This is a genomic window from Priestia sp. JNUCC 25 (genome assembly GCF_053667915.1).
This window is the reverse complement of sequence record NZ_CM132211.1, coordinates 102,756-129,451: the sequence shown is the minus strand read 5'-3', so window position 1 is coordinate 129,451 and position 26,696 is coordinate 102,756. Positions and strand designations below refer to the sequence as shown.

General features: G+C 39.9%; 26 protein-coding genes and 2 other annotated features. All 26 genes read right to left on the bottom strand.

Annotated features, from left to right (window positions below):
- Positions 1 to 29: 29 nt before the first annotated feature.
- Positions 30 to 1,220: an elongation factor Tu gene (gene tuf, locus JNUCC25_RS00675; RefSeq protein WP_013054925.1), complete on the bottom strand. Its 1,191-nt coding sequence runs from the start codon at positions 1,218 to 1,220 to the stop codon at positions 30 to 32.
- A 116-nt stretch (positions 1,221 to 1,336) separates the two neighbouring features.
- Positions 1,337 to 3,415, bottom strand: coding sequence for an elongation factor G (fusA, locus tag JNUCC25_RS00670; protein WP_029325229.1), 2,079 nt, complete (start codon positions 3,413 to 3,415; stop codon positions 1,337 to 1,339).
- A gap of 57 nt (positions 3,416 to 3,472) precedes the next feature.
- Positions 3,473 to 3,943, bottom strand: coding sequence for a 30S ribosomal protein S7 (rpsG, locus tag JNUCC25_RS00665; RefSeq protein WP_013054923.1), 471 nt, complete (start codon positions 3,941 to 3,943; stop codon positions 3,473 to 3,475).
- Between the two features lie 50 nt (positions 3,944 to 3,993).
- A complete protein-coding gene (rpsL, locus tag JNUCC25_RS00660) occupies positions 3,994 to 4,416 on the bottom strand; it encodes a 30S ribosomal protein S12 (protein WP_013054922.1) in 423 nt (140 codons plus the stop codon).
- Positions 4,417 to 4,515: 99 nt separating this feature from the next.
- Positions 4,516 to 4,764, bottom strand: a complete 249-nt coding sequence (locus tag JNUCC25_RS00655) for a 50S ribosomal protein L7ae-like protein (RefSeq protein WP_029325230.1) — start codon at positions 4,762 to 4,764, stop codon at positions 4,516 to 4,518.
- Between the two features lie 131 nt (positions 4,765 to 4,895).
- Positions 4,896 to 8,489, bottom strand: a complete 3,594-nt coding sequence (gene rpoC / locus JNUCC25_RS00650; RefSeq protein WP_013054920.1) for a DNA-directed RNA polymerase subunit beta' — start codon at positions 8,487 to 8,489, stop codon at positions 4,896 to 4,898.
- A gap of 62 nt (positions 8,490 to 8,551) precedes the next feature.
- On the bottom strand, positions 8,552 to 12,115 hold the full coding sequence (rpoB, locus tag JNUCC25_RS00645) for a DNA-directed RNA polymerase subunit beta (RefSeq protein ID WP_013081368.1): 3,564 nt from the start codon (positions 12,113 to 12,115) through the stop codon (positions 8,552 to 8,554).
- Positions 12,116 to 12,360: 245 nt separating this feature from the next.
- A complete protein-coding gene (locus JNUCC25_RS00640; RefSeq protein WP_013054918.1) occupies positions 12,361 to 12,963 on the bottom strand; it encodes a class I SAM-dependent methyltransferase in 603 nt (200 codons plus the stop codon).
- A gap of 112 nt (positions 12,964 to 13,075) precedes the next feature.
- The gene (rplL, locus tag JNUCC25_RS00635) at positions 13,076 to 13,438 is read right to left on the bottom strand and encodes a 50S ribosomal protein L7/L12 (protein ID WP_013054917.1); all 363 of its coding nucleotides are present in this window, start codon (positions 13,436 to 13,438) and stop codon (positions 13,076 to 13,078) included.
- Positions 13,439 to 13,482: 44 nt separating this feature from the next.
- On the bottom strand, positions 13,483 to 13,983 hold the full coding sequence (rplJ, locus tag JNUCC25_RS00630; protein ID WP_013054916.1) for a 50S ribosomal protein L10: 501 nt from the start codon (positions 13,981 to 13,983) through the stop codon (positions 13,483 to 13,485).
- Between the two features lie 40 nt (positions 13,984 to 14,023).
- Positions 14,024 to 14,167, bottom strand: a sequence feature (ribosomal protein L10 leader region).
- 65 nt (positions 14,168 to 14,232) lie between these two features.
- The gene (gene rplA, locus JNUCC25_RS00625; RefSeq protein ID WP_013054915.1) at positions 14,233 to 14,928 is read right to left on the bottom strand and encodes a 50S ribosomal protein L1; all 696 of its coding nucleotides are present in this window, start codon (positions 14,926 to 14,928) and stop codon (positions 14,233 to 14,235) included.
- A gap of 110 nt (positions 14,929 to 15,038) precedes the next feature.
- Positions 15,039 to 15,464 (bottom strand): 50S ribosomal protein L11, encoded by a 426-nt coding sequence (gene rplK / locus JNUCC25_RS00620; protein WP_013054914.1) that lies wholly within the window; start codon positions 15,462 to 15,464, stop codon positions 15,039 to 15,041.
- Positions 15,465 to 15,629: 165 nt separating this feature from the next.
- The gene (gene nusG, locus JNUCC25_RS00615; protein WP_013054913.1) at positions 15,630 to 16,163 is read right to left on the bottom strand and encodes a transcription termination/antitermination protein NusG; all 534 of its coding nucleotides are present in this window, start codon (positions 16,161 to 16,163) and stop codon (positions 15,630 to 15,632) included.
- A 195-nt stretch (positions 16,164 to 16,358) separates the two neighbouring features.
- Positions 16,359 to 16,538 (bottom strand): preprotein translocase subunit SecE, encoded by a 180-nt coding sequence (gene secE / locus JNUCC25_RS00610; RefSeq protein ID WP_013054912.1) that lies wholly within the window; start codon positions 16,536 to 16,538, stop codon positions 16,359 to 16,361.
- 53 nt (positions 16,539 to 16,591) lie between these two features.
- Positions 16,592 to 16,741: a 50S ribosomal protein L33 gene (gene rpmG, locus JNUCC25_RS00605; protein ID WP_013054911.1), complete on the bottom strand. Its 150-nt coding sequence runs from the start codon at positions 16,739 to 16,741 to the stop codon at positions 16,592 to 16,594.
- An 81-nt stretch (positions 16,742 to 16,822) separates the two neighbouring features.
- Entirely contained in the window at positions 16,823 to 17,473 is a 651-nt protein-coding gene (sigH, locus tag JNUCC25_RS00600; RefSeq protein ID WP_013054910.1) for an RNA polymerase sporulation sigma factor SigH, read from the bottom strand.
- Between the two features lie 68 nt (positions 17,474 to 17,541).
- Positions 17,542 to 18,051: an NYN domain-containing protein gene (locus JNUCC25_RS00595; protein WP_013081364.1), complete on the bottom strand. Its 510-nt coding sequence runs from the start codon at positions 18,049 to 18,051 to the stop codon at positions 17,542 to 17,544.
- Positions 18,052 to 18,053: 2 nt separating this feature from the next.
- A complete protein-coding gene (rlmB, locus tag JNUCC25_RS00590) occupies positions 18,054 to 18,797 on the bottom strand; it encodes a 23S rRNA (guanosine(2251)-2'-O)-methyltransferase RlmB (RefSeq protein WP_013054908.1) in 744 nt (247 codons plus the stop codon).
- Positions 18,787 to 19,212, bottom strand: a complete 426-nt coding sequence (locus JNUCC25_RS00585) for a Mini-ribonuclease 3 (RefSeq protein WP_013054907.1) — start codon at positions 19,210 to 19,212, stop codon at positions 18,787 to 18,789. Before JNUCC25_RS00585 ends, rlmB begins: the two co-directional genes overlap by 11 nt.
- A gap of 7 nt (positions 19,213 to 19,219) precedes the next feature.
- A complete protein-coding gene (cysS, locus tag JNUCC25_RS00580; protein ID WP_029325231.1) occupies positions 19,220 to 20,617 on the bottom strand; it encodes a cysteine--tRNA ligase in 1,398 nt (465 codons plus the stop codon).
- Positions 20,607 to 21,263, bottom strand: coding sequence for a serine O-acetyltransferase (cysE, locus tag JNUCC25_RS00575; RefSeq protein WP_013054905.1), 657 nt, complete (start codon positions 21,261 to 21,263; stop codon positions 20,607 to 20,609). Before cysE ends, cysS begins: the two co-directional genes overlap by 11 nt.
- 77 nt (positions 21,264 to 21,340) lie before the next feature.
- Positions 21,341 to 21,564, bottom strand: a binding site (T-box leader).
- 39 nt (positions 21,565 to 21,603) lie between these two features.
- Positions 21,604 to 23,061 carry a glutamate--tRNA ligase gene (gene gltX, locus JNUCC25_RS00570; RefSeq protein ID WP_013054904.1) on the bottom strand — a complete coding sequence of 486 codons (1,458 nt, stop codon included), beginning with the start codon at positions 23,059 to 23,061 and terminating at the stop codon, positions 21,604 to 21,606.
- Positions 23,062 to 23,166: 105 nt separating this feature from the next.
- The gene (gene ispF / locus JNUCC25_RS00565) at positions 23,167 to 23,646 is read right to left on the bottom strand and encodes a 2-C-methyl-D-erythritol 2,4-cyclodiphosphate synthase (protein ID WP_013054903.1); all 480 of its coding nucleotides are present in this window, start codon (positions 23,644 to 23,646) and stop codon (positions 23,167 to 23,169) included.
- Positions 23,643 to 24,344 carry a 2-C-methyl-D-erythritol 4-phosphate cytidylyltransferase gene (gene ispD, locus JNUCC25_RS00560; protein ID WP_029325232.1) on the bottom strand — a complete coding sequence of 234 codons (702 nt, stop codon included), beginning with the start codon at positions 24,342 to 24,344 and terminating at the stop codon, positions 23,643 to 23,645. The genes ispF and ispD overlap by 4 nt, the downstream gene beginning before the upstream one ends.
- 25 nt (positions 24,345 to 24,369) lie before the next feature.
- Positions 24,370 to 25,467: a PIN/TRAM domain-containing protein gene (locus JNUCC25_RS00555; RefSeq protein WP_013054901.1), complete on the bottom strand. Its 1,098-nt coding sequence runs from the start codon at positions 25,465 to 25,467 to the stop codon at positions 24,370 to 24,372.
- Positions 25,468 to 25,614: 147 nt separating this feature from the next.
- On the bottom strand, positions 25,615 to 26,694 hold the full coding sequence (disA, locus tag JNUCC25_RS00550) for a DNA integrity scanning diadenylate cyclase DisA (RefSeq protein WP_013054900.1): 1,080 nt from the start codon (positions 26,692 to 26,694) through the stop codon (positions 25,615 to 25,617).
- Positions 26,695 to 26,696: the final 2 nt, after the last annotated feature.

Here is a 26,696-nt window from a genome sequence, read left to right as displayed (position 1 = left end):
TACCCTACTCCCTTTACTGAAACGAGAAATTACTCGCTGATTTTAGCTACAACGCCAGCGCCTACTGTACGTCCACCTTCACGGATTGAGAATTTAGTACCTTCTTCAATCGCGATTGGAGCGATAAGTTCAACAGTCATTTCGATGTTGTCGCCAGGCATTACCATTTCTACGCCTTCAGGTAAGTTACAAATACCAGTTACATCAGTTGTACGGAAGTAGAACTGTGGACGGTAGTTTGTGAAGAATGGAGTGTGACGTCCACCTTCGTCTTTAGAAAGAACGTATACTTCAGCAGTAAATTTAGTGTGTGGAGTGATTGAGCCTGGTTTAGCTAATACTTGTCCACGTTGGATTTCTTCACGTGCTACACCACGAAGTAAAGCACCGATGTTGTCGCCAGCTTCAGCATAGTCAAGAAGCTTACGGAACATTTCTACACCTGTTACAGTAGTAGATTTTGGCTCTTCAGTTAAACCGATGATGTCGATAACGTCACCAACTTTAACTTGTCCACGCTCTACACGACCTGTAGCAACTGTACCACGACCAGTGATTGAGAATACGTCCTCAACTGGCATCATGAATGGTTTTTCAGTGTCACGTTCTGGAGTTGGGATGTACTCATCAACAGCGTCCATAAGCTCGATGATTTTAGCTTCCCAATCAGCGTCGCCTTCAAGAGCTTTAAGAGCAGAACCTTTGATTACTGGTACATCGTCACCAGGGAAGTCGTATTCAGAAAGAAGGTCACGTACTTCCATTTCTACTAATTCAAGTAGCTCTTCGTCGTCTACCATGTCACATTTGTTTAAGAATACAACTAGGTAAGGTACACCTACTTGACGAGAAAGAAGGATGTGCTCACGAGTTTGTGGCATTGGACCATCAGCAGCAGATACTACTAAGATACCGCCATCCATTTGAGCAGCACCAGTGATCATGTTTTTAACATAGTCAGCATGTCCTGGGCAGTCAACGTGTGCATAGTGACGAGTGTCAGTTTCATACTCAACGTGTGCAGTTGAGATTGTGATTCCACGCTCGCGCTCTTCTGGAGCAGCGTCGATCATGTCGTAAGCCATTGCTGCACCTTTACCACTTTTCTTAGCAAGAACAGTAGTGATAGCAGCTGTTAAAGTTGTTTTACCATGGTCAACGTGACCAATTGTACCGATATTGGCATGTGTTTTTGAACGGTCGAATTTTTCCTTAGCCATTCGAAAATCCTCCTTAAAATTCATGTAGTTTATGTTTTATGAGGCCGTGAAAGGGAATGAGCTCCACTTTCACAGCGTACATAAGTAGTTATACTTCAATAAAGAGTGAAAATCAATTATTCACCTTTATTTTTTTTAATAATTTCTTCTGAAATTGATTTAGGAACTTCTTCGTAGTGATCGAAGTGCATAGAATATGTTCCGCGACCTTGAGTGTTTGAACGTAATGCAGTTGCATAACCAAACATTTCAGAAAGTGGAACGAATGCACGTACAACTTGAGCGTTACCGCGTGCTTCCATACCTTCTACACGTCCACGACGAGACGTAATGTCACCCATGATATCTCCTAAGTATTCGTCAGGGATAACAACTTCAACCTTCATCATTGGTTCAAGGATAGCTGGGTTACATTTTGATACTGCGTTTTTAAGAGCCATAGAAGCGGCAATTTTAAACGCCATCTCACTTGAGTCAACGTCATGGTAAGATCCATCAACTAAAGCAGCTTTGATATCGATTAATGGATAACCAGCAAGAACACCGTTTTGTAATGCATCTTCAAGACCAGCTTGAACTGCAGGGATGTATTCACGTGGAACTACACCACCAACGATTTTGTTCTCAAATTCAAAGCCTTTTCCTTCTTCGTTAGGTTCGAACTCAATCCAAACGTGACCGAATTGTCCACGACCACCAGATTGACGAGCGAATTTACCTTCAACTTTCGCACCAGCGCGGAAAGTTTCACGGTAAGCTACTTGAGGAGCACCAACGTTTGCTTCTACTTTGAATTCGCGACGCATACGGTCAACGATGATGTCAAGGTGAAGCTCACCCATACCAGAGATGATGATTTGACCAGTCTCTGTATTAGTTTCCGCACGGAAAGTTGGATCTTCTTCTTGTAACTTTTGAAGAGCTGTAGTCATTTTATCTTGGTCAGCTTTTGATTTTGGCTCAACAGATAAAGAGATAACTGGCTCTGGGAATTCCATAGACTCAAGAATTACAAGACTCTTTTCGTCACATAGAGTATCACCAGTAGAAGTATCTTTTAATCCTACAGCTGCCGCGATATCTCCAGCGTATACTTCAGAAATCTCTTCACGAGAGTTAGCATGCATTTGTAGGATACGACCTACACGCTCACGCTTACCTTTTGTAGAGTTTTTGATGTATGAACCAGAGCTTAGTACACCAGAGTACACACGGAAGAACGTTAATTTACCAACATAAGGGTCCGTCATAACTTTGAACGCTAGTGCTGAGAAAGGAGCGTTGTCGCTAGACTCACGCGTAACTTCTTCTTCTGTGTCAGGTACGATACCTTGGATTGATGGTACATCTACTGGAGATGGTAGGTAGTCAATTACTGCATCTAGCATTAATTGTACACCTTTGTTTTTGAATGCTGAACCACAGATAACTGGGTAGAATTCAACGTCACAAGTACCTTTACGGATACCAGCTTTTAGTTCTTCAACTGTAAGCTCGCCTTCGTCTAAGTACTTCATCATTAATTCTTCATCAAGTTCTGCAACAGCTTCTACTAAGCTTGCACGGTATTCTTCAGCTTGCTCTTTGTATTCCTCAGGAATTTCACGAGACTCTGAACGAGTACCTAAGTCATCTTCGTAGAAGTATGCTTTCATTTCCACTAGGTCAATGATTGCTTCGAACTCATCTTCAGCACCAATTGGTAACTGAATTGGGTGAGCATTTGCACCTAAACGATCGTGGATCGTTTTTACAGAGTACAAGAAGTCAGCACCAATTTTGTCCATTTTGTTAACGAATACGACACGGGGAACACCGTACGTAGTCGCTTGACGCCATACTGTTTCTGTTTGAGGCTCAACACCAGATTGAGCATCAAGAACTGCCACAGCGCCATCAAGTACACGTAATGAACGCTCAACTTCAACAGTGAAGTCTACGTGTCCAGGAGTATCGATGATGTTAACGCGGTGACCTTTCCAAGAAGCAGTTGTCGCAGCAGACGTGATAGTGATACCACGTTCTTGCTCTTGCTCCATCCAGTCCATTTGTGAAGCTCCTTCATGAGTTTCACCAATTTTATGGATACGGCCAGTATAATAAAGAACACGCTCAGTTGTTGTTGTTTTACCAGCATCAATGTGAGCCATGATCCCAATATTACGAGTGTTTTCTAAGGAGAACTCTCTTGCCATCTTAGGTATTTCTCCTTCCATATTATGATTTGTTTTTTAAAAAGTTTCGTTAAAAGATTACCAACGGTAATGAGCAAATGCTTTGTTAGCTTCTGCCATTTTGTGAGTATCTTCACGTTTCTTAACTGCAGCACCAGTGTTGTTAGCTGCATCAAGGATTTCGTTAGCTAAACGCTCTTCCATCGTTTTTTCTCCACGAAGACGAGCATAGTTTACTAACCAACGAAGACCTAGAGTAGTACGACGCTCTGGACGTACTTCTACAGGAACTTGGTAGTTAGAACCCCCTACACGGCGTGCTCTAACTTCTAGTACAGGCATGATGTTTTTAAGAGCTTGGTCGAATACTTCCATAGCTTCTTTACCACTGCGCTCTTGTACTAAATCGAATGCTCTATAAAGAATAGCTTGTGACTTACCGCGCTTTCCATCAAGCATCATTTTGTTGATTAAGCGAGATACAAGCTTAGAATTGTAAATCGGATCTGGTAATACGTCTCTTTTTGCAACAGGTCCCTTACGTGGCATTCTACTTCCTCCTTTCACTTTTAAAAGTTTATCTATTAATTGTTAAGCTATTATTTTTTAGCTGCTTTTGGTCGCTTAGTACCATATTTAGAACGACCTTGCATACGGCCATCCACACCAGCAGTATCAAGTGCACCACGTACGATATGGTAACGTACCCCTGGTAAATCTTTTACACGTCCACCGCGGATAAGTACCACGCTGTGTTCTTGTAAGTTGTGACCAATACCTGGGATATAAGCTGTTACCTCGATACCGTTTGTTAAACGTACACGAGCATATTTACGAAGAGCCGAGTTCGGTTTCTTCGGTGTCATAGTACCCACACGTGTACATACACCACGTTTTTGTGGAGAAGATTGGTTAGTTTGAGCTTTTTTGAAGCTGTTGTAACCTCTGTTTAAAGCAGGTGAGTCAGATTTTTTACCTTTACTCACACGACCATTACGGATTAATTGGTTAATAGTAGGCATTTAAATTTTCCTCCTTTCGCCTTTTGTAAGACCACACATCCAGGTGGTTCATTTTTTAGCAAAAAACAAAGTCTTTGAAACTAAAAGTTCAAAAACGTGTTAACTAATAATTGCAACAGTTGCAGCGTTAACTTCTATCCTACAAGCTTGACCAAGCTTTCGCATAGAAGGGACATACGTATACGGAACGTTTTCTCGCTGTGCCGTTTTTGCCACAATAGATGTGACATAAAAATCAGCGTCTTCAGCAATGATGACTTCCTTTACTGTACCTTTTTTTAATGCTTTCACCGTCTGCTTTGTTCCTACAATAATATGATCAGCCTGTAATACTTTTTCATAAGACATTATCATATCCTCCAAAGTAACAGGTAGTTTATAGGAGCACCTTTGATATAGTATCATTCCCTAGAATGGATGTCAACTAACGTTTTGTAGTTTTTTTAAAAAACATCCATTCTAGAGTAATGATTTTATAATTAGTCGATTGTTACCGTTTCTTCAGCTTGGTTTTTGATAGGTTCAGCATTACGATATCTCGTCATACCTGTACCAGCCGGAACTAGCTTACCAATGATAACATTCTCTTTAAGTCCAAGCAACTCATCACGTTTTCCTTTGATTGCAGCATCCGTAAGAACACGCGTTGTTTCTTGGAATGATGCAGCAGATAAGAAGGAATCAGTTTCAAGAGATGCTTTTGTAATACCAAGTAATACAGGACGGCCTGTCGCTGGACGATTGCCTTCAAGTAATACTTTTTCATTTGCATCAGTGAATTGGTGAATATCAAGTAATGAACCTGGTAATACATCTGTATCTCCTGAATCCATTACGCGCACTTTACGAAGCATTTGGCGAACCATTACCTCTACGTGTTTATCTCCAATTTCTACCCCTTGCATACGGTATACTTTTTGCACCTCACGAAGCAAGTACTCTTGTACAGCCGTGATGTCTTTTACTTTTAGTAATTCTTTAGGATCAATTGAACCTTCTGTTAATTCTTGACCACGTGCAATGCGCTGTCCTTCAATAACTTTCAGACGTGCACTGTACGGAGCTGTGTAAGAACGAGTTTCAATCTCTCCTTGAACAGTAATTTCATGTTGACGATCGCGTCCTTCAGAAATGCCGGCAATTGTACCTTCAATTTCAGAAATAACGGCTTGACCTTTAGGGTTACGCGCTTCGAAGATCTCTTGGATACGCGGTAAACCTTGAGTGATATCGTCTCCAGCAACCCCACCTGTATGGAATGTACGCATCGTTAACTGTGTACCTGGCTCACCGATAGATTGAGCAGCGATGATACCAACTGCTTCACCCACTTCAACTTCTGAACCAGTTGCAAGGTTACGACCGTAACATTTTTTACATACACCGTGGCGAGTGTTACAAGTGAATGCAGAACGAATCCATACTTCTTCAACACCAGCATCCACAATTGTTTCAGCTAGGTCTTCTGTAATTAGTTCGTTTTCTTTCACTAACACTTCGTTTGTTCCTGGGTGAAGTACTGTTTTTCTTGCATAACGTCCAATTAGACGCTCATCAAGTTTCTCAATTTCTTCTGTTCCTTCTTTGATTGCAACAGCCAAAATACCGCGGTCTGTACCACAGTCGTCATCACGTACGATAACGTCTTGTGCCACGTCAACCAGACGACGAGTAAGGTAACCTGAGTCAGCTGTTTTAAGAGCCGTATCAGCAAGACCTTTACGTGCACCATGGGTAGAGATAAAGTACTCTAATACTGTTAAACCTTCACGGAAACTAGATTTGATTGGTAACTCAATGATACGACCAGACGGGTTGGCCATTAGTCCACGCATACCTGCAAGCTGAGTGAAGTTAGATGCGTTACCACGGGCACCAGAGTCACTCATCATGAAGATTGGGTTGCGTTTGTCTAATGATGCCATTAATTTACCTTGGATAACGTCTTTCGCACTGCTCCATACAGAGATAACACGATCATAACGCTCATCTTCAGTAATTAAACCGCGACGGAATTGTTTTAGTACGTTATCTACTTTAGCTTGCGCTTCTGTTAAGATAACTTCTTTTTCTCCTAAAACCACGATATCAGCTACACCAACTGTAATACCAGCTTTAGTAGAATATTTGAAACCTAGGTCTTTCATACGGTCAAGCATTTTAGAAGTCTCAGTAATTTTGAAACGTTTAAATACTTCAGCGATGATATTACCTAAGATTTTTTTCTTGAACGGTGCGATAGCCGGTTGATTCTTGATGAATTCCTTCACATCTGCACCTTTTTCAACAAAGTACTTCTCAGGAGTTTTCACTTCTAAGTTTTCTCTTGTTGGTTCGTTAATGTATGGGAACGATTTTGGTAAAATTTCGTTGAAAACTAATTTACCAACCGTTGTAACAAGCAATTGTTGATTTTGTGCTTCTGTAAACGTTTCGTTGTTTAAAGAACCTGCATACACAGCTACACGTGTATGAAGATGCACATAACCGTTTTGGTACGCTAATAGTGCTTCGTTGGTATCTTTGAACACCATACCTTCTCCAACTGCCTCTTCACGCTCAAGTGTTAAGTAGTAGTTACCTAATACCATATCCTGTGAAGGTGTAACAACTGGTTTACCATCTTTAGGGTTCAAGATATTTTGAGCAGCAAGCATTAAGATACGTGCTTCTGCTTGTGCTTCTGCAGATAATGGAACGTGAACCGCCATTTGGTCACCGTCAAAGTCAGCGTTATATGCTGTACATACAAGCGGGTGAAGACGGATAGCGCGACCTTCTACAAGCGTAGGTTCAAATGCTTGAATACCTAGTCTGTGTAGCGTTGGTGCACGGTTTAAAAGAACTGGATGCTCTTTAATAACCGATTCTAATACGTCCCATACTTCAGGTTGCACACGTTCAATTTTACGTTTTGCACTCTTGATGTTATGAGCTAAACCGCGTTCAACAAGCTCTTTCATTACGAAAGGTTTGAAAAGCTCTAACGCCATTTCTTTTGGAAGACCACATTGATACATCTTTAAGTTCGGACCTACAACGATTACCGAACGGCCAGAGTAGTCAACACGTTTACCTAATAAGTTTTGACGGAAGCGACCTTGCTTACCTTTTAACATGTGAGAAAGAGATTTTAATGGACGGTTACCTGGTCCTGTTACCGGACGGCCGCGACGACCATTATCGATTAATGCATCTACAGCTTCTTGAAGCATACGCTTTTCGTTTTGAACGATAATGCTAGGAGCTCCAAGGTCTAATAAACGCTTTAAGCGGTTGTTACGGTTAATTACACGGCGATATAAATCATTTAGATCAGACGTAGCAAAGCGTCCACCATCTAATTGAACCATTGGACGAAGTTCTGGCGGAATAACCGGTAGAACGTCTAAAATCATCCAAGAAGGTTCGTTACCAGAATGACGGAAAGCCTCTAGTACTTCTAAACGTTTAATAGCACGTGTACGACGTTGACCTTGAGCAGTTTTCAATTCTTCTTTCAAAGCATCTACTTCTTTATCAAGATCGATGTCATGCAATAATTTTTTAACAGCTTCAGCACCCATTGCTGCATGGAAAGTTTGTCCGTACTTCTCACGATACGCACGGTATTCTTTCTCTGATAAAAGCTGTTTCTTTTCAAGTGGTGTATCACCAGCATCTGTTACTACATAAGAAGCAAAATAAATGATTTCCTCTAGCGCACGAGGGGACATGTCTAAGACAAGTCCCATGCGGCTAGGAATACCTTTAAAGTACCAAATATGAGAAACAGGTGCAGCTAGCTCGATGTGACCCATGCGTTCACGACGAACTTTTGCGCGCGTAACTTCTACGCCACAACGATCACATACAACACCTTTATAACGAACGCGCTTATATTTTCCGCAGTGACATTCCCAGTCCTTTTGTGGACCAAAAATACGCTCACAGAATAAGCCGTCTTTTTCAGGTTTTAACGTACGATAGTTGATCGTTTCAGGTTTTTTTACCTCACCGTACGACCAAGAACGAATTTTATCTGGCGAAGCTAGACCGATTTTCATATACTCAAAGTTATTTACATCTAGCAAGGAGCCTACCTCCCTTTTAATCTACAGGTTTTTTCCCTTAACGTTTATATGAAAGTAATTCCTTACTCTTTTGTGACAGGATCTTTTTGTCCTTCAGAAAGACTTTCTTCGTTATCTGCAATAATTGATTCTGTTGGTTGCTCATGGTCCTCTTCTGAGTCCATGATATCAATTTCTTGCTCGTCAGCAGAAAGCATCTTCACATCCATACCTAAACTTTGTAGTTCTTTAATTAATACTTTGAACGATTCAGGTATGCCAGGTTCTGGAATGTTTTCACCTTTAACAATTGCTTCGTATGTTTTCACACGACCTACTACGTCATCTGATTTCACTGTTAAGATCTCTTGTAATGTGTAAGCAGCACCGTATGCTTCAAGTGCCCATACCTCCATCTCACCAAAACGCTGTCCACCGAACTGCGCTTTACCACCAAGTGGTTGTTGTGTAACAAGTGAGTATGGTCCAGTAGAACGAGCGTGAAGTTTATCGTCTACCATGTGAGCAAGTTTGATCATGTACATGATTCCTACTGATACACGGTTATCGAATGGTTCACCTGTTCGACCATCATATAGAACTGTTTTAGCATCACGAGACATGCCAGCTTCTTCGATTGTTGCCCAAACATCTTCCTCACGCGCACCATCAAATACTGGAGACGCAACGTGAATGCCAAGCTTACGAGCAGCCATACCTAAATGAAGCTCTAGCACCTGACCGATGTTCATACGAGATGGTACCCCTAATGGGTTTAACATGATGTCAATTGGCGTACCGTCTGGTAGGTAAGGCATATCTTCTTCAGGTAAAATACGTGAAATTACACCTTTGTTACCGTGACGACCGGCCATTTTGTCACCTTCAGAAATTTTACGCTTCTGAACAATATATACACGGACTAATTGGTTTACACCTGGTGGTAATTCGTCGCCATCTTCACGGTTGAAGACTTTAACATCAAGAATGATTCCACCGCCGCCGTGCGGTACACGAAGAGAAGTATCACGAACTTCACGCGCTTTTTCACCGAAAATAGCGTGTAGAAGACGTTCTTCAGCTGTTAGTTCTGTTACACCTTTTGGCGTTACTTTACCAACTAAAAGATCTCCGTCTTTTACTTCTGCACCAATGCGGATGATTCCACGCTCATCTAAGTTGCGAAGCGCATCTTCACCTACGTTTGGAATGTCACGCGTAATTTCTTCAGGCCCAAGCTTCGTATCACGAGACTCAGATTCATATTCTTCAATATGAACAGACGTATATACATCGTCTTTCACAAGGCGTTCACTCATGATGATGGCATCCTCATAGTTGTAACCATCCCATGTCATGAAACCAACCATTACGTTTCGTCCTAAAGCAAGCTCACCTTTTTCCATTGAAGGACCGTCGGCTAAGATCTCACCTTTTACTACTTCGTCGCCAACTGAAACAATTGGACGCTGGTTGTAACAAGTACCTTGGTTAGAACGAACAAATTTTAATAATTTGTATTGATCTAAGTTACCTTTAACTTTTTGTCCGTCTACTTCTTCATAGCGGCGAACAAAAATTTGTTTTGCTTCTACGCGCTCTACAACGCCAGGATATTTACAAATCACGGCTGCACCAGAGTCTTTACCAGATACGTATTCCATACCTGTACCTACGATTGGTGCTTCAGGATTTAATAAAGGTACTGCTTGACGTTGCATGTTCGCACCCATTAATGCACGGTTAGAGTCATCGTTCTCTAAGAATGGGATACATGCTGTAGCGGCAGATACAACTTGTTTTGGTGATACATCCATATAGTCTAAACGATCGCGACGGATGACCGTGTTTTCTCCACGGAAACGTGCAACGACATTTTCATCTAAGAATGAACCATCATCACCTAGACGAGCGTTCGCTTGGGCTACAACATAGTTATCTTCTTCATCAGCTGTTAAGTAGTCAATTCGCTCTGTCACTTTACCTGTTTCAGGATCGATACGACGGTAAGGTGTTTCGATGAAACCGAATTTGTTTACTTTTGCATAAGAAGATAGTGAGTTGATTAACCCGATATTCGGACCCTCTGGTGTTTCAATCGGACACATACGGCCATAGTGGGAGTAGTGAACGTCACGCACTTCGAAACCAGCGCGCTCACGCGTTAAACCACCAGGTCCTAGAGCTGAAAGACGACGTTTGTGCGTCAATTCGCCTAATGGATTCGTTTGATCCATGAACTGTGATAATTGAGAACTTCCAAAGAACTCTTTAATCGCCGCAATAACTGGGCGAATATTAATTAATTGTTGAGGTGTGATTGTATTCGTGTCTTGAATTGACATTCTTTCACGAACAACACGTTCCATACGGGATAAACCGATACGGAATTGGTTTTGTAACAATTCACCTACAGAACGCAGACGACGGTTACCTAAGTGGTCGATATCATCTGTGTCTCCTACTTGATGAAGCAAGTTAAAGAAGTAACTGATTGATGCTAAAATATCAGCAGGTGTGATATTTTTAACTTCTTCTGTTACATATGCGTTACCTGATACAGTGATGATTTTTTCACCTTCTGGATCATTTGGCGCATAAATCTTAATAGATTGTAATGTAACATCGTCTTCTACTACTCCACCAACCGGACTATAAGTTTTGAAGTTTACTCCACCTTCAAGCATCGGAATCAAGCGATCTAGCAGACGGCGGTCAATCATTGCGCCTTTTTCTGCAATAATTTCACCTGTTTCAGGATCAACTAATGTTTCAGCTAGCTTTTGATTAAATAAGCGATGTTTGATATGAAGCTTTTTATTAATTTTATAGCGACCTACGTTCGCTAAGTCATATCGTTTTGGATCAAAGAAGCGAGATACTAATAGAGACTTCGCATTCTCAACTGTCGGTGGTTCACCCGGACGTAAACGCTCATAGATTTCTAATAGCGCTTTTTCCGTTGTTTCCGTATTATCTTTTTCAAGCGTATTACGGATGTATTCATTATCACCGATTAAATCGATAATCTCTTGGTCAGAACCGAAACCTAGCGCGCGTAACAGCACTGTTACTGGCAGTTTACGAGTACGATCAATACGCACGTATACTACATCTTTTGCATCAGTTTCATATTCTAGCCATGCACCACGGTTAGGGATAACAGTTGCTGTATATCCTTTTTTACCGTTTTTATCAAGCTTTCCACTATAGTAAACACTTGGTGAACGAACCAACTGTGATACGATAACACGCTCAGCACCGTTAATTACAAAGGTACCTGTTTCGGTCATCAATGGGAAATCTCCCATGAACACATCTTGGTCTTTTACTTCACCTGTTTCTTTATTAATTAACCGCACCTTAACACGAAGAGGTGCTGCATAAGTTACATCACGTTCTTTAGACTCTCCTACTGAATACTTTGGCTCACCTAAGCTGTAATCAATAAATTCTAGTGATAAGTTACCTGTAAAATCATCAATTGGAGAAATATCTTGGAACATTTCTCGTAAACCTTCATCTAAAAACCATTGGTATGAAGCCGTTTGAATCTCGATTAAGTTCGGTAACTCTAAAACTTCACTAATACGAGCATAACTTCTGCGTTGGCGGTGGCGTCCATACTGAACTAGTTGACCTGTCAACTGATTCACCCCTCAAATCAAGCGTTATTATTCAAAATATATAATAAACCATATGTTTATTATTGAACAAAAGAAAAATGGTCTCTTTAAATAGAAAACCACAATTTCATAAAAACGTACTATTGATTTTATTAGTTTTTCCCATATAATTCAAAATTATACCTTTTATTTTATGTATAACCCGAGCTTATATGGAATATTTATATATTGGCATTTTATAATGCTAACATACTAAAAAATATTAGTCAACATTTTTTAGCACATATGATATAATACCCTTTTTTCTTTTCTACTACTTCTACTTCATTAAATAGAGATTCTAATTTCGCAAGAGCAGATGGCGCTCCTTGCTTTTTCTGAATCACAATCCAAAGCTCGCCTTGGTCAGCAAGGTGATCTAATGATTTTTCTAGAATTTCATGAACAACTTTTTTACCCGCACGGATCGGCGGATTACTAAGAATAGCTGCAAAATTCGTTTCCTTCACATTTTCATAGCAAGAGCTTTGATAGATTGAAACATTTGATACTGAATTAACTTCAGCATTTTTTTGAGCTAGTGCTAATGCACGTTCATTAACATCAACCATATGAACGTTTCTTTGGCTGTCCTCTTTTGCAAGTGCCAACCCAATTGGACCATATCCGCATCCAACATCCAGAAGCGGGCCGGGACTCTCGGGCATTTGAAACGTTTCAATTAACAGGCGCGATCCAAAATCGACCTCTTTTTTTGAAAAAACACCGCGGTCACTCGTAAATGAAAAAGAGGTTCCTCTCAATTCAAATGAAAAGCGCTCTTCATTACTTGCAGACGATGGTGTATTAGAAAAATAATGTTCTGTCAAAATAGAACCTCCTAATCAATATGTTCTTCTTTACTATAAATGAAAAGGATGACAGAAGCAAAAAAGCTCGCTTGTACAAGCGAGCTTTTTTATATCAGTTGTTAAGCAATAATTACTTAACTTCTACAGAAGCGCCAACTTCTTCAAGTTTAGCTTTTGCTTCTTCAGCTTCTTCTTTAGAAATACCTTCTTTAAGAGCTTTTGGAGCGTTATCAACGATTTCTTTAGCTTCTTTTAAGCCAAGACCAGTGATTTCACGTACTACTTTGATAACTTTGATTTTTTGTCCGCCAGCACTTTCAAGTACTAGGTCAAATTCAGTTTTCTCAGCAGCAGCTTCACCAGCAGCACCGCCAGCTACAGCTACAGGAGCAGCAGCAGTTACGCCAAATTCTTCTTCGATTGCTTTTACTAAATCGTTAAGTTCTAAAACAGTCATATTTTTAACTGCTTCAATGATTTGTTCTTGAGTCATTGTTAATTTCCTCCTTGTGATTGTGTTATATATAACAGACTAGATTATGCACCTTGTTCTTCTTTTTGATCTGCCACAGCTTTTGTAGCAAGAGCAAGGTTGCGAATTGGAGCTTGAAGCACGCTAAGCAACATAGAAAGTAAGCCTTCGCGAGATGGTAGTTCTGCAAGTGCTTTAATTTCTTCAACAGATGCAACATTACCTTCAATTACACCAGCTTTGATTTCTAACGCTTCGTGTTCTTTCGCGAAGTTGTTTAGAATTTTAGCTGGAGCAACAACATCTTCTCCACCAAATGCGATTGCATTTGGACCTACTAACGCATCATTAAGATCTGTTAGTTCAAGTTTTTCTACAGCACGGCGAGTTAAAGTGTTTTTGTAAACTTTGAACTCAATGCCTGCTTCACGTAATTGCTTACGAAGTTCAGTAACTTCAGCAACATTCAAACCACGGTAGTCAACGACAACTATTGAGTTACTCGCTTGAAGTTTTTCAGCAATTTCGTCTACGACTTGTTTCTTTTGTTCAATTACGTTGCTCATCTTTACACCTCCTGTAGATTTCCTTCCGTACACTCAGACAAGGTGCAATAAAAAACCTCCATGACAATAAAGACATGGAGGTGTAGTAAGCGAACCATAACGTTTCACTAATTTATCTCACACACCTCGGTAGGAAATTAAGCTTTGCAGCACCTACTGTCTACGGTACAAATGTTATTCTTTTTAACAACATTATCTATTATAATCAGGGACTTTCAAAAAGTCAACACCGATTTATTTCCAAATTTATTAAGCAGAGAATGAAGCAGTATCAACTTTGATACCAGGGCCCATTGTTGAAGTAACAGCTACGTTCTTCATGTATGTGCCTTTTGCTGCTGCCGGCTTAGCTTTTACCATAGTTTCGAAGATTGTAGTGAAGTTTTCAACTAACTTGCTCTCTTCGAAAGATACTTTACCAATTGGTACGTGGATGTTACCAGCTTTATCAACGCGGTATTCTACTTTACCAGCTTTGATTTCGTTAACTGCTTTTTGAACATCAAATGTTACTGTACCAGTTTTAGGGTTTGGCATTAAACCTTTAGGTCCTAATACACGACCAAGTTTACCAACTTCACCCATCATGTCTGGAGTAGCTACGATTACATCGAACTCGAACCAACCTTGTTGGATTTTGTTGATGTAGTCAGCATCGCCAACGTAGTCAGCGCCTGCAGCTTCAGCTTCTTTAGCTTTTTCGCCTTTAGCGAATACTAATACACGTTGAGTTTTACCTGTACCGTTTGGTAGTACTACTGCACCACGAATTTGTTGGTCAGCTTTCTTAGGGTCAACTCCTAAACGGAATGCTACTTCTACAGTTGCATCAAATTTAGTTGTGTTTGTTTTCTTTACTAATTCAATCGCTTCTTGTACTGAATAAGTTTGTGTACGATCTACAAGCTTAGCAGCTTCAACGTACTTTTTACCTTTTTTAGCCATTTTTGTTTCCTCCTTATGTGGTTTTAACGGAATAACCTCCCACTAATAAAGGTTGCGAGCATAGGAAAACTTCCATTTCTCGCAACCTTCTAACACCCAATCAAATGGAATTAGTCTTCAACTACGATTCCCATACTGCGCGCTGTACCTTCTACCATGCGCATTGCAGATTCAACGCTAGCAGCGTTTAAGTCAGGCATTTTAGTTTCAGCAATCTCACGCACTTTGTCACGCTTGACTGTTGCAACTTTATTACGGTTTGGTTCACCAGAACCAGACTCAATACCAGCCGCTTTCTTAAGTAGTACAGCAGCAGGTGGAGTTTTCGTAATAAATGTAAATGAACGGTCTTCAAATACCGTGATTTCAACAGGAATGATAAGACCAGCTTGATCAGCTGTGCGAGCGTTAAACTCCTTACAGAAACCCATGATATTAACACCGGCTTGACCTAATGCAGGACCAACTGGTGGCGCTGGATTTGCTTTACCTGCAGGAATTTGTAACTTAACAAGTTTAATTACTTTTTTAGCCACGAGACACACCTCCTTAAGTCCGTGATGTGGTAATAGGGCGATGCCCTCCCACTCAATGTTCTTTATATATAAAATAAAGAAATAGTTGTTTTAGTCTCTAGTTTTGAGACATACTGACTTATGAAATATTAACATTAAACTTCATGAATTGCAAGGTCTTACAGATTATATTTTTTCAATTTGTGTAAAGTCTAGCTCTACTGGCGTTTGTCTTCCGAACATATCCACATGAACCTTAACTTTACGTTTATCTGTATCGATTTCTTCAATGGTACCTTCGAAGTTTGCAAACGGACCTTCTTGAACTAATACTGTTTCTTTTAGTTCAAAGTCAAAGTCAGCATGCTTCTCGTCCATGCCCATTTGTTTTAAGATCATTTCTACTTCTTCTGGTAGAAGAGCAGTTGGCTTTGATCCAGAACCTGCTGAACCTACAAAGCCCGTAACGCCAGGTGTATTACGAACTACATACCATGAATCATCCGTCATGATGATTTCAACTAACACGTACCCTGGAAATACTTTTTTCTTTGTAATCTTTTCTTTGTTGTTCTTAATTTCTCTTTCTTCTTCTTCAGGAACAACAACGCGGAAAATTTTATCTTGCATACCCATTGTTTCTACGCGCTTTTCTAAATTTGTTTTTACTTTATTTTCATATCCAGAATAAGTATGGACTACATACCAATTTTTCTCCATTTCTGAGGACTATACGTCCTTCCCTCCCAGCTCACTATAAAATAAGATGTCCTAATCTATTGCACAGACAACGCACTAGGAAAATAGTTGACTCCTAGCACAATCATTCTTAAAGCAAATTAAAAAACCCGTCTCCGGGCTTTTCTGAAAAAAACATAATTTAGCTTTATTATACCATGATTTAAGTCAATTTATTCAAGGGATTAAACGAATAAGTGACGAAATTCCGTAATCAACTACTACAAAAAAGAGTGTCATAAATACAACTGTAGAAATAACAGTAATTGTATAACGAGTTAGCTCATTTTTTTTAGGCCAACTTACCTTCTTCATCTCACGCCCAACATCACGCAAGAAATTTCCTACACGGTTCATGTTTGTAACCTCCAATAAATTAAAAGGGGTATTAGTCTGTGCAGATTATTGATCTACTTTGTTTCACGATGAATCGTATGTGCGTTACACGTTTTGCAAAACTTCTTCATTTCTAAACGATCTTCGTTTTGCTGTGTGTTTTTCATAGTCGTATAGTTACGACTAGCGCATTGCACACACGCAAGTACAACTTTTTTACGCATAATGTCAACCACCTATAGAGTGATAATGTCTATAAAAAAGTATCACAGACTTTCTTAGCATGTCAATATGAGGATAGAAGGCTACATTGTGATTTCACGAATCTCGAGGTAGCGCTCTAATTTCCTCTTCACACGCTGAAGTGCATTATCGATGGATTTGACGTGGCGGTTTAACTCTTCTGAAATCTCTTGATAAGATTGACCATCTAAATAAAGAACGAGAACTTTTCGCTCAAGATCACTTAACAGTTCAGCCATCTTTAATTCAATATCATCAAACTTCTCTCGATTAATGAGCAACTCTTCTGGATTTGCTACTTTTGTCCCCGAAATAACATCCATTAAGGTTCGGTCGGACTCTTCATCATATATTGGCTTGTCCAATGATACATAAGAGTTTAATGGAATATGTTTTTGCCTTGTTGCGGTTTTAATAGCGGTAATAATTTGCCTCGTAATGCAAAGTTCAGCAAAAGCTTTAAACGAAGTTAGCTTATCTTCTCTAAAATCTCTAATTGCCTTATATAACCCTATCATACCTTCTTGTACAATATCTTCACGGTCTGCCCCAATTAAAAAATATGACCGCGCCTTTGCTCGCACAAAGTTTTTGTATTTATGAATCAAATACTCTAATGCGTCAATATCGCCTTTATGCACAAGATCGACAACTGTTTCATCCTCTTGTTGTTCGAAATGAGCATGCAGTTTTCTCCCATAATTATCGCCCATATCGATCCCCCCGACCGCACAGTAGATAGAAATATTATACAGTAGCTAATTCCGTACCGTCAATAACCTCACCGCTGTCCCCGGCGCCATTTTTCGAAAATTTCGGCTACTTGATTGGAAAGTTGAATGCGTGCCGCTGGCTTTTGATTTTGAATAGACTTCACATCAAGATTAATATGTTTCTCAATTTGCTCAATTTCGTTGTACAATTCTCGAGCAGAAATTCTAAGCGCACCTTGTCCAAAGATTGCCCACTGCTCCGTAAAATCAGATGTAGCAACATGAATCTGTGTCTTTACATTGTTTAGCTCTTGAGCCAGCTTTTCAATGTACTCATCCGCTGTTTCATTTTCTCTTGTAAATACAACGTCAACCTTATGATTTTTTGCCTTCTTTTCAATTCCTTCGACCATATGAGCATCGAAGACAATAATGACACGATAACCCATATATGCTTGATACTCTGCCATCTTTTCGATTAACAGGTCTCGAGCACCGGCTAAATCATTATCTCTAAGCTTTCTTAGGTCGGGCCACGCACCTATCATGTTATAACCATCCACCAGTAGAATATCCATTCTTATTCACCTAGAGGATGGCGTTTTCGGTAAACCTCATACATGAGAAGACTAGCTGCTACAGATGCATTTAACGATGTAACATGCCCAACCATTGGAAGCTGTACAAGGAAGTCGCATTTTTCACGAATCAAACGACTCATGCCTTTTCCTTCGCTTCCAATCACTAACGTAAGCGGCATACCTCCATCTAAGTTGCGGTAATCATCGCTTTCTTTCGCATCTGTTCCAACAATCCATACGCCTCGATCTTTTAATTCATCAATCGTCCTTGATAGGTTTGTTACCCTTGCTACGGGAACATGTTCAATTGCTCCTGTAGAGGCCTTAGCTACAGTGGCGGTTAATCCAACTGAACGGCGCTTTGGAATAATAATACCGTGTGCGCCAACGGCATCAGCTGTTCGCATAATAGAACCTAAATTATGGGGATCTTCAAGCTCATCTAACAGAAGAAAAAACGGACTTTCATTACGTTTTTCCGCTAAGTTAAATAAATCATCTAACTCTGCATACTGATAAGCAGCAACTTGTGCAGCTACTCCTTGATGAATACCGTCTACCATTTGCTCAATTTTCTTTTTCGGTACAAACTGCACCAATACACCATTACGTTTTGCTAACTGCGTGATTTGCCCCATAGAACCGCCTTGCGATCCTTCGGCAATCCATAGTTTGTTAATGTCGCGCCCAGACTTTAGGGCTTCTAGGACCGGATTACGTCCAATGATAAATTCATGTTCCATGATTCATTCCTCCCTCTCCTTCATCGACGAAAGAGATAGCTTTAGTAATAAGTTCCATCATTCTTTCTTCTTCACCTAAAAGATACAAATAGCCTACGACCGCTTCAAATGCCGTACTGTAGCGATACGTTTGCACATCTGTGTTTTTAGGGACTGTACCGGACTTTGCATTGCGTCCTCGGCGCAGTACACCTTCTTCTTCTTCAGTAAAAAAGTTTTCATTTTTAAAATAATATACGATTTGCGCTTGTGCTTTTGCTGATACATATTTTTTAGCTTTATTATGAAGCTGGTTAGGGCGCACTGTCCCTAACACCAGCAGGTGGCGGCGAACATGTAAATCAAACACCGCATCACCCATATAAGCAAGAGCTAAGCTATTTAGCTGTTTTACATCTAATTTACTGCTGCTCATAACACTATTATCCTCTTTTCCATCTTGTTCCTTGCGCCGTATCTTCTAAAATAATATTTTTAGCCTTTAATTCATCTCGAATTTGATCTGCTAATTGGAAATTACGATCTTTACGAGCCTGAATACGACCTTGGATCAATTGATCAATTTCTTCGTCTAGAAGTTCAGCTTCTCCAAACGTAATGCCTATTGCAGCACCTAATTCTTTAAACTCTTTAATAAAGGCTTCAATTACATCTGTAGACGTTGTTTGTTCTAACAAATACAAGTTAGCTTGCTTTGCTAGCTCGAACAGAACAGAAATGGCATTTGCCGTATTAAAATCATCATCCATCTCTTCAACAAACGTTTCGCGAAGCTCTTTTAGCTTTTCGAACCATTCTGAAGCATCTTCTTGAAGATTTGTTGCTGCCTCTAGACGGTGAGTTAAGTTGCCGTAAGCTGTTTGCAGACGATCAAACCCTTTGCGCGTATTCTCTAAAATTTCTTCGTTATAGTTAATTGGGTGACGATAGTGAACAGATAAAATAAAGAATCGAAGTAGGGAAGGATCATGCTTTTTAATAATGTCATGAACTAACACGAAGTTCCCTAGTGATTTAGACATCTTTTCATTATCAATATTGATATATCCGTTATGAAGCCAGTATTTCGCAAACGATTTCCCAGTGAGCGCTTCTGATTGGGCAATTTCATTTTCGTGATGAGGGAAAGCTAAATCCTGGCCGCCTGCGTGGATATCAATTGTATCACCTAAATACTTGCGTGCCATCGCAGAGCACTCGATATGCCAGCCTGGTCTTCCTTGACCCCAAGGGCTATCCCATGCGATCTCTCCATCTTTGGTTGCTTTCCAAAGAGTAAAGTCTAATGGATCTTCTTTCTTTTCTCCAACTTCGATACGAGCACCGGATTGCAATTCATCAATAGACTGATGTGATAATTTTCCGTATCCTTCAAACTTACGTGTACGATAGTATACATCACCCTCTGACTCATATGCATATCCTTTTTTCACCAGTTCATCGATGAACTCAATAATGATATCCATATTTTCAGTTACGCGTGGATGCACATCGGCATGCTTGCATCCAAGAGCTGACGTATCTTCAAAGTAGGCATCGATAAAGCGGTTTGCGATCGTTGGAACATCTTCTCCTAACTCTTTTGCTGCCTTAATTAATTTATCATCCACATCTGTGAAGTTTGAGACATACTCCACATCGTAGCCTCTAAATTCTAAATAGCGGCGCACCGTATCAAATACGATCGCAGGACGCGCATTTCCAATATGAATATAGTTATACACGGTCGGTCCGCACACGTACATTTTGACTTTGTTTTCTTCTAGCGGTACAAACGTCTCTTTTTGACGTGTTAACGTGTTATATAGCTTAATTGCCATGGTGAATCTTCCCTTCTTTTAATTCCTTTAATTGATTTTGCAGGTGTAAAATTTCTTTCTCTAGCTGTTTGAAACGCTCTGCATCTGGATCTGGTAAATCTTGATGATTCAAATCTTTTGGAATCCGGACGCCATTTTGAATGACGACTCGGCCAGGGATGCCAACAACCGTTGAGTTTTCTGGGACGTCATTTAACACAACTGAGCCCGCTCCAATTTTGGAGTGCGCATGAATCGTAATCGACCCTAGTACTTTAGCACCTGTTGCAATTAAGACATTGTCTTCGATCGTCGGGTGACGCTTTCCTTTTTCTTTCCCTGTTCCTCCGAGTGTTACTCCTTGATATACTGTTACATTATCTCCAATTTCGCACGTTTCCCCAATAACAATTCCCATTCCGTGGTCAATAAAAAATCGGCGGCCAATTTTCGCACCCGGATGAATTTCAATCCCTGTGAAGAATCGGCTAATTTGTGAGATTACACGTGCCAGAAAAAACCACTTTCTTTTAAAAAGCCCGTGAGCTAATCTATGTGCCCAAATAGCATGCAACCCCGAATAGGTTAATATCACTTCAATATAACTTCTTGCTGCAGGATCTTGTTCAAATATGGCCTCAATGTCTTCCTTTAACAACTTTAGCATCATCTCACCCCAATTCCGCTATTCCTCTATCTACTCTACTCATTGATTGTATAAAAAAACGCCCCTATGTCAAATGACACAGAGACGTATATACGCGGTTCCACTCTGTTTGGATCAACAAACGATCCCAACTCTTCTCTCATAACGTGAAAGTACCCGCTTTTGCCTACTTACTTAGTAGCATTCAACAAAAGACTCAAAGGCGCACTTCAACAAGTTTTGTCATAGGTTACTTTCAGCCGGTGATAACCCTCTCTGATATGCAATGAACTTGCCTACTCTTCCTTCTCAACGATATCCATATTTGATTATTTTATCATATGGGCAAAATAGAAATTTGTTAACTATAAATGCTTTCTAAACGAGCTAAAACTGTTTCTTTCCCTAAAAGAGAAATAGCTTTTGGAAGCTCAGGACCGTGTGTTTCGCCTGTTGTTGCTACACGAATTGGCATAAATAGTTTTTTACCTTTTTGACCTGTTGCTTTTTGTACAGCCTTTGTTGCTGCCTTAATTTCATCAGCGCTGAATTCTTCTAAGGAAGAAATCTCTTCAGCAAATGCTTTTAACACTTCCGGTACTTGCTCTTCAGCAAGCACTGCTTTTGCTTCTTCACTGTAATCAATTTCTTTCTTAAAGAACATTTCAGTAAGTTCAACAATCTCGGCGCCAAAGCTCATTTGTTCTTGGTATAGAGCGACTAGGTCACGTACCCATTGTTCTGTTTCTGCATCACGCGTTTCTTCAACTTTTCCAGCTTTCACTAAGTGAGGAACTGATAAAGCTACTACCTCGTCTAAATCCAATTGTTTCATGTATTGGTTGTTCATCCAACGTAATTTGCTTGTATCAAATAGTGCTGGAGATTTTGATAAACGAGCTGGGTCAAAAATTTCAATGAACTGTTCTTTAGAGAAGATTTCTTCTTCTCCCACAGGTGACCAGCCAAGCATTGTAATAAAATTAAACAGTGCTTCCGGCAAGTAGCCTAATTCTTTATATTGCTCAATAAACTGAATGATTGACTCATCACGTTTACTTAGCTTACGGCGATTTTCATTTACGATCAATGTCATATGACCAAATACAGGAGGCGTCCAGCCTAAAGCTTCATACACAAGAATTTGCTTCGGTGTATTAGAAATATGGTCATCTCCGCGTAGAACATGTGTCATCTTCATTAGATAATCATCAATGGCTACAGCGTAATTATATGTTGGTGTACCGTCTTTTTTCACAATAACGAAGTCACCAATGCCTTCAGACTCAAATGACACTTCATCTTTGACAATATCATTCCATTTAATTTCTTTGTTACTAGGAACACGGAAGCGAATGCTTGGCTCACGGCCTTCTGCTTCTAGTTCAGCACGCTGTTCAGCTGTTAAGTTACGGCACTTCCCTGAATAGCGCGGCATTTGACTGTTTGCCTGCTGTTCTTCACGCTCTTTTTCAAGCTCTTCTGACGTACAGTAACAGTGATAAGCTAATCCTTTTTCAAGAAGTTCTTCCGTATATTTTTGATAGATTTCCGTACGTTCAGACTGGCGGTAAGGACCGTACTCGCCGCCTACGTCGATACTCTCATCCCATTCAATACCTAACCATTTTAAATAGCGCAGCTGACTTTCTTCTCCGCCTTCGATATTACGCTTTTGATCTGTATCTTCAATACGGATAATAAATTTACCGTTTTGATTTCGTGCAAATAAATAATTAAATAGTGCTGTTCTTGCATTCCCTATATGAAGATGTCCAGTTGGACTCGGGGCATAACGAACTCTTACTTCGCTTGACATAACTAAGATGACCTCCAATTTAATATTACTTATAGTATGTATTTAGATATTTTAGACATGTTCTAATTTTATCACCAAATAGGTATCTGTCAAAGTCAACTGTTTTTATTTTTGATAAACTAAAACGGCTGCTTGGGCGGCAATTCCTTCTTCACGTCCCGTAAAACCTAACTTTTCTGTTGTTGTTGCCTTGACGTTAATTTGAGAAATGCTTGCTTCTAACAGCTGCGCAATACGCTCTCTCATTGGTTCAATGTAAGGAGCCATTTTAGGTTTTTGCGCGATAATTGTGCAATCTACATTGCTTAATTCATAACCTTCATCTTTTAGTAGTTTCCATACGTGTTGAAGAAGCTTTGCTGAATCAGCATCTTTAAATTCAGGGTCTGTATCCGGAAAATGCTTTCCGATATCTCCTTTAGCCGCCGCTCCTAATAAGGCATCTGCGATTGTATGCAACAGCACATCTGCATCTGAATGGCCTAATAGTCCTTTTTCATACGGAATTTCTAAACCGCCGATGATTAAAGGTCTTCCTTCTGCAAATTCATGTACGTCGAAACCTTGTCCTACTCGAATGTTCATTTTTCCACTCCTTCAGTCCTGTTTAGCTTTGTTAATATAGCTTCTGCATATAACAAATCTTCTGGTGTTGTTAGTTTTATATTATCGTAATTTCCCTCTACAATCGATACTTTTTGCCCCGCTCTTTCTACTAAGCTTGCATCATCGGTGCCTAAGTATTCATTTGTTTTTGCTTTTTCGTGTGCATTCATTACTACATCAAAAAGAAAAGCCTGCGGCGTTTGAATAGCCCACAAGCTAGAGCGCTCAACTGTTTCAATGACAGTACCCTGTTCCACACGCTTAATTGTGTCTTTTACTGGAACAGCCAGCACAGCAGCCTTATCACTAGCAGCTTTTTCTACTAACTCATGGATTGTGTTTTGTTGAACAAATGGACGAGCGCCATCATGAATTAATACCATCTGAGCCTGCTTTAAACTTTTAAGACCGTTATAAACGCTATGTTGACGTTCATCGCCCCCAACTGTCAATGATTGAACCTTTTGAATTGGATATTCGATTAATAACTCTTCAAAAATCTCCACTTCTTTTTCGTTTACGACTAGTACAATTCCACTGCACCAAGGATCTTGTTCGAATTTTTGCAGCGTATGAATGATAAGCGGAACGTTTTGAATAGTTAAAAATTGTTTGTTCCGCCCCGCTTTCATTCGCTTCCCCTGACCTGCAGCTAACACGATAATTTCATACTTCATAGGTATACTCCCTTTACCTGTTACGTCACAGTGCTTTTTCTAATAACTTGGGTTTCGCAAAAATCATACGGCCTGCTGAGGTTTGGAGTACGCTCGTCACCAGTACATCAATTTGCTTTCCAATATAATTTCTTCCTTCTTCTACCACGATCATTGTACCGTCATCAAGATAGGCAATACCTTGATTGTGCTCTTTACCGTCTTTTATAACCAATACGTTCATTTCTTCTCCTGGAAGTACAATTGGCTTGACGGCATTTGCTAAGTCATTGATATTTAAAACGCCAACATTTTGAAGTTCACATACTTTATTTAAATTAAAATCGTTTGTCACGACCAAACCGGAAGTCAGCTTTGCCAATTTAACCAGCTTGCTGTCTACTTCTTGAATGTCTTCGAAATCGCCTTCATAAATTTCTACCTTCATTGCCAGTTCTTTTTGAATACGGTTTAGAATATCTAGACCTCGTCTACCTCTGTTTCGTTTTAGAACATCCGACGAATCAGCAATATGCTGAAGTTCCTCAAGCACAAAGCGCGGAATAACAATCGTTCCGTCTAAAAATCCTGTTTGACAAATATCTGCGATACGGCCGTCAATAATAACGCTTGTATCTAAAATCTTAAGAGACTTTAATGATTCTTCGTTATCTGTTTCTTCTTCTTGTCCTTTTTTCTTCCCAATTCGAGCCGGCATCGAAAACACGCTTACAAGTTCATCACGTTTTTTAAACCCGACTTGAAACCCTAAGTAACCTAAAAGAATACTTAGAAAGATTGGTAAAATGGTACTTACTACTTGAAGTTGAATTCTACCTAAAAAAGCTCCGACCAAGTAGGCCACAATAAGCCCTAAAATCAATCCTAAGCTCCCGAAAAGCACATCCGTTACAGGCGCCTTCAGTAACGCCTCTTCCACTCGGCGAATTAATTCAACTATATAATCAACAATCCAAAACGTGACAAGGAAAAACAAAATGGCTCCCAGTATTGCATCGACGTAAGGCTTTTCTAGAAATGCTACATCTTGCAGATTTAATAATTGAATAAGTTCAGGTATAAAAAAGACGCCCAATGTACCACCTGTAATAATAAAAAATAACTGTACAAAACGTTTTAACACGCCTTCACCTCCCTTTATCATTATAAACAGTTTACAATGATTGAAACCTGTTATTTAACCAAAAAACAGAATTTGTAAACAAACTGTCACTTTTTTTGTATTTTCACAATATCTTAATGAATCAAACATTTAATGTCAATTAATATCCTATAGCTGACGGTTTGTAAGATGCTGCTCTTTTAGTCTTTTTAGGCCTTCTCTGATTTTCCTTGCTCGAATTTCACCGATGCCTTCTACCTCATCCAATTCTTCTACCGACGCATCTGCTATCGTTTTTAAATCCCCTAATTCATCAATGAGATTTTCAATAATAATCGATGGAAGTCTTGGAATTTTATGAAGCATTCGATACCCTCTAGGAATAACGCTGTCTTCAAAGCTTGTATACATAGGATATCCCATTAAGCGAAGGAGCGTTTGGTCATCGAGAAGAACATTATTTGACGGCTGCTGCATGCGTTCAATTACTCGGTAAGGGTCAAAGCTGAGATCATACATATAATCTTTGATTAATAAAGTTGCTTCTTCCTCTAAGTGGGAAAGTAGTTCATTCATTTGGAGACGGATTAGTCTTCCTTCTGTTCCTAACTCGCTAATATAGCTCAAAATTTCATTTTTAATACGCAGAACCATTTCTGTACGATGAAGCGACTGCAGCACATCTGTATGAGTTACTTGCTCTTCAAACTCTAATGCACTGAGACTTGTAATCGATTCGTCTAATACCGCCTTGTACTTTTCAAGTGTCCCAAGCGCTTGATTCGCTTTTGCTAAAATAACACTAATGTCTTTCAATACATACTGCAGAGACCCTTTGTAAAGCGTAATCACATTTCGTCTTTGTGAAATGGCTATCACCAATACACCTGACTGCTTAGCTACGCGCTCTGCTGTACGGTGACGCATTCCTGTCTGTGAAGAAGGAGTAGAGGGATCTGGCATGAGCTGAGCATTAGCAAATAATATCTTGCTTCCGCTGTCGTTTAAAATAAGCGCTCCATCCATTTTGGCTAACTCGTATAAATGCGCAGGTGTAAATGCACAATTAATCGAAAATCCTCCATCTACCATCTTTTTGACTTGTTCATTGTAGCCCATAACAATTAAGCCGCCCGTCTTTGCCCGCAAGACGTTATCGATACCGTCACGAATAGGGGTTCCTGGTGCTACAAACTGCAGAATTTCTGATATTTGTTTTTGACTAACTGTTGTTTTTTCTCCTTCCACTG

Excerpts from the sequence above, each read along its gene's own strand:
- tuf (WP_013054925.1), bottom strand. The coding sequence starts at position 1,220 with ATGGCTAAGGAAAAATTCGACCGTTCAAAAACACATGCCAATATCGGT.
- fusA (WP_029325229.1), bottom strand. The coding sequence starts at position 3,415 with ATGGCAAGAGAGTTCTCCTTAGAAAACACTCGTAATATTGGGATCATG.
- rpsG (WP_013054923.1), bottom strand. The coding sequence starts at position 3,943 with ATGCCACGTAAGGGACCTGTTGCAAAAAGAGACGTATTACCAGATCCG.
- rpsL (WP_013054922.1), bottom strand. The coding sequence starts at position 4,416 with ATGCCTACTATTAACCAATTAATCCGTAATGGTCGTGTGAGTAAAGGT.
- JNUCC25_RS00655 (WP_029325230.1), bottom strand. The coding sequence starts at position 4,764 with ATGTCTTATGAAAAAGTATTACAGGCTGATCATATTATTGTAGGAACA.
- rplL (WP_013054917.1), bottom strand. The coding sequence starts at position 13,438 with ATGACTCAAGAACAAATCATTGAAGCAGTTAAAAATATGACTGTTTTA.
- rplJ (WP_013054916.1), bottom strand. The coding sequence starts at position 13,983 with ATGAGCAACGTAATTGAACAAAAGAAACAAGTCGTAGACGAAATTGCT.
- rplA (WP_013054915.1), bottom strand. The coding sequence starts at position 14,928 with ATGGCTAAAAAAGGTAAAAAGTACGTTGAAGCTGCTAAGCTTGTAGAT.
- nusG (WP_013054913.1), bottom strand. The coding sequence starts at position 16,163 with ATGGAGAAAAATTGGTATGTAGTCCATACTTATTCTGGATATGAAAAT.
- secE (WP_013054912.1), bottom strand. The coding sequence starts at position 16,538 with ATGAACCGTGTAGGAAATTTCTTGCGTGATGTTGGGCGTGAGATGAAG.
- rpmG (WP_013054911.1), bottom strand. The coding sequence starts at position 16,741 with ATGCGTAAAAAAGTTGTACTTGCGTGTGTGCAATGCGCTAGTCGTAAC.
- sigH (WP_013054910.1), bottom strand. The coding sequence starts at position 17,473 with ATGGGCGATAATTATGGGAGAAAACTGCATGCTCATTTCGAACAACAA.
- JNUCC25_RS00595 (WP_013081364.1), bottom strand. The coding sequence starts at position 18,051 with ATGGATATTCTACTGGTGGATGGTTATAACATGATAGGTGCGTGGCCC.
- rlmB (WP_013054908.1), bottom strand. The coding sequence starts at position 18,797 with ATGGAACATGAATTTATCATTGGACGTAATCCGGTCCTAGAAGCCCTA.
- JNUCC25_RS00585 (WP_013054907.1), bottom strand. The coding sequence starts at position 19,212 with ATGAGCAGCAGTAAATTAGATGTAAAACAGCTAAATAGCTTAGCTCTT.
- cysS (WP_029325231.1), bottom strand. The coding sequence starts at position 20,617 with ATGGCAATTAAGCTATATAACACGTTAACACGTCAAAAAGAGACGTTT.
- cysE (WP_013054905.1), bottom strand. The coding sequence starts at position 21,263 with ATGCTAAAGTTGTTAAAGGAAGACATTGAGGCCATATTTGAACAAGAT.
- gltX (WP_013054904.1), bottom strand. The coding sequence starts at position 23,061 with ATGTCAAGCGAAGTAAGAGTTCGTTATGCCCCGAGTCCAACTGGACAT.
- ispF (WP_013054903.1), bottom strand. The coding sequence starts at position 23,646 with ATGAACATTCGAGTAGGACAAGGTTTCGACGTACATGAATTTGCAGAA.
- ispD (WP_029325232.1), bottom strand. The coding sequence starts at position 24,344 with ATGAAGTATGAAATTATCGTGTTAGCTGCAGGTCAGGGGAAGCGAATG.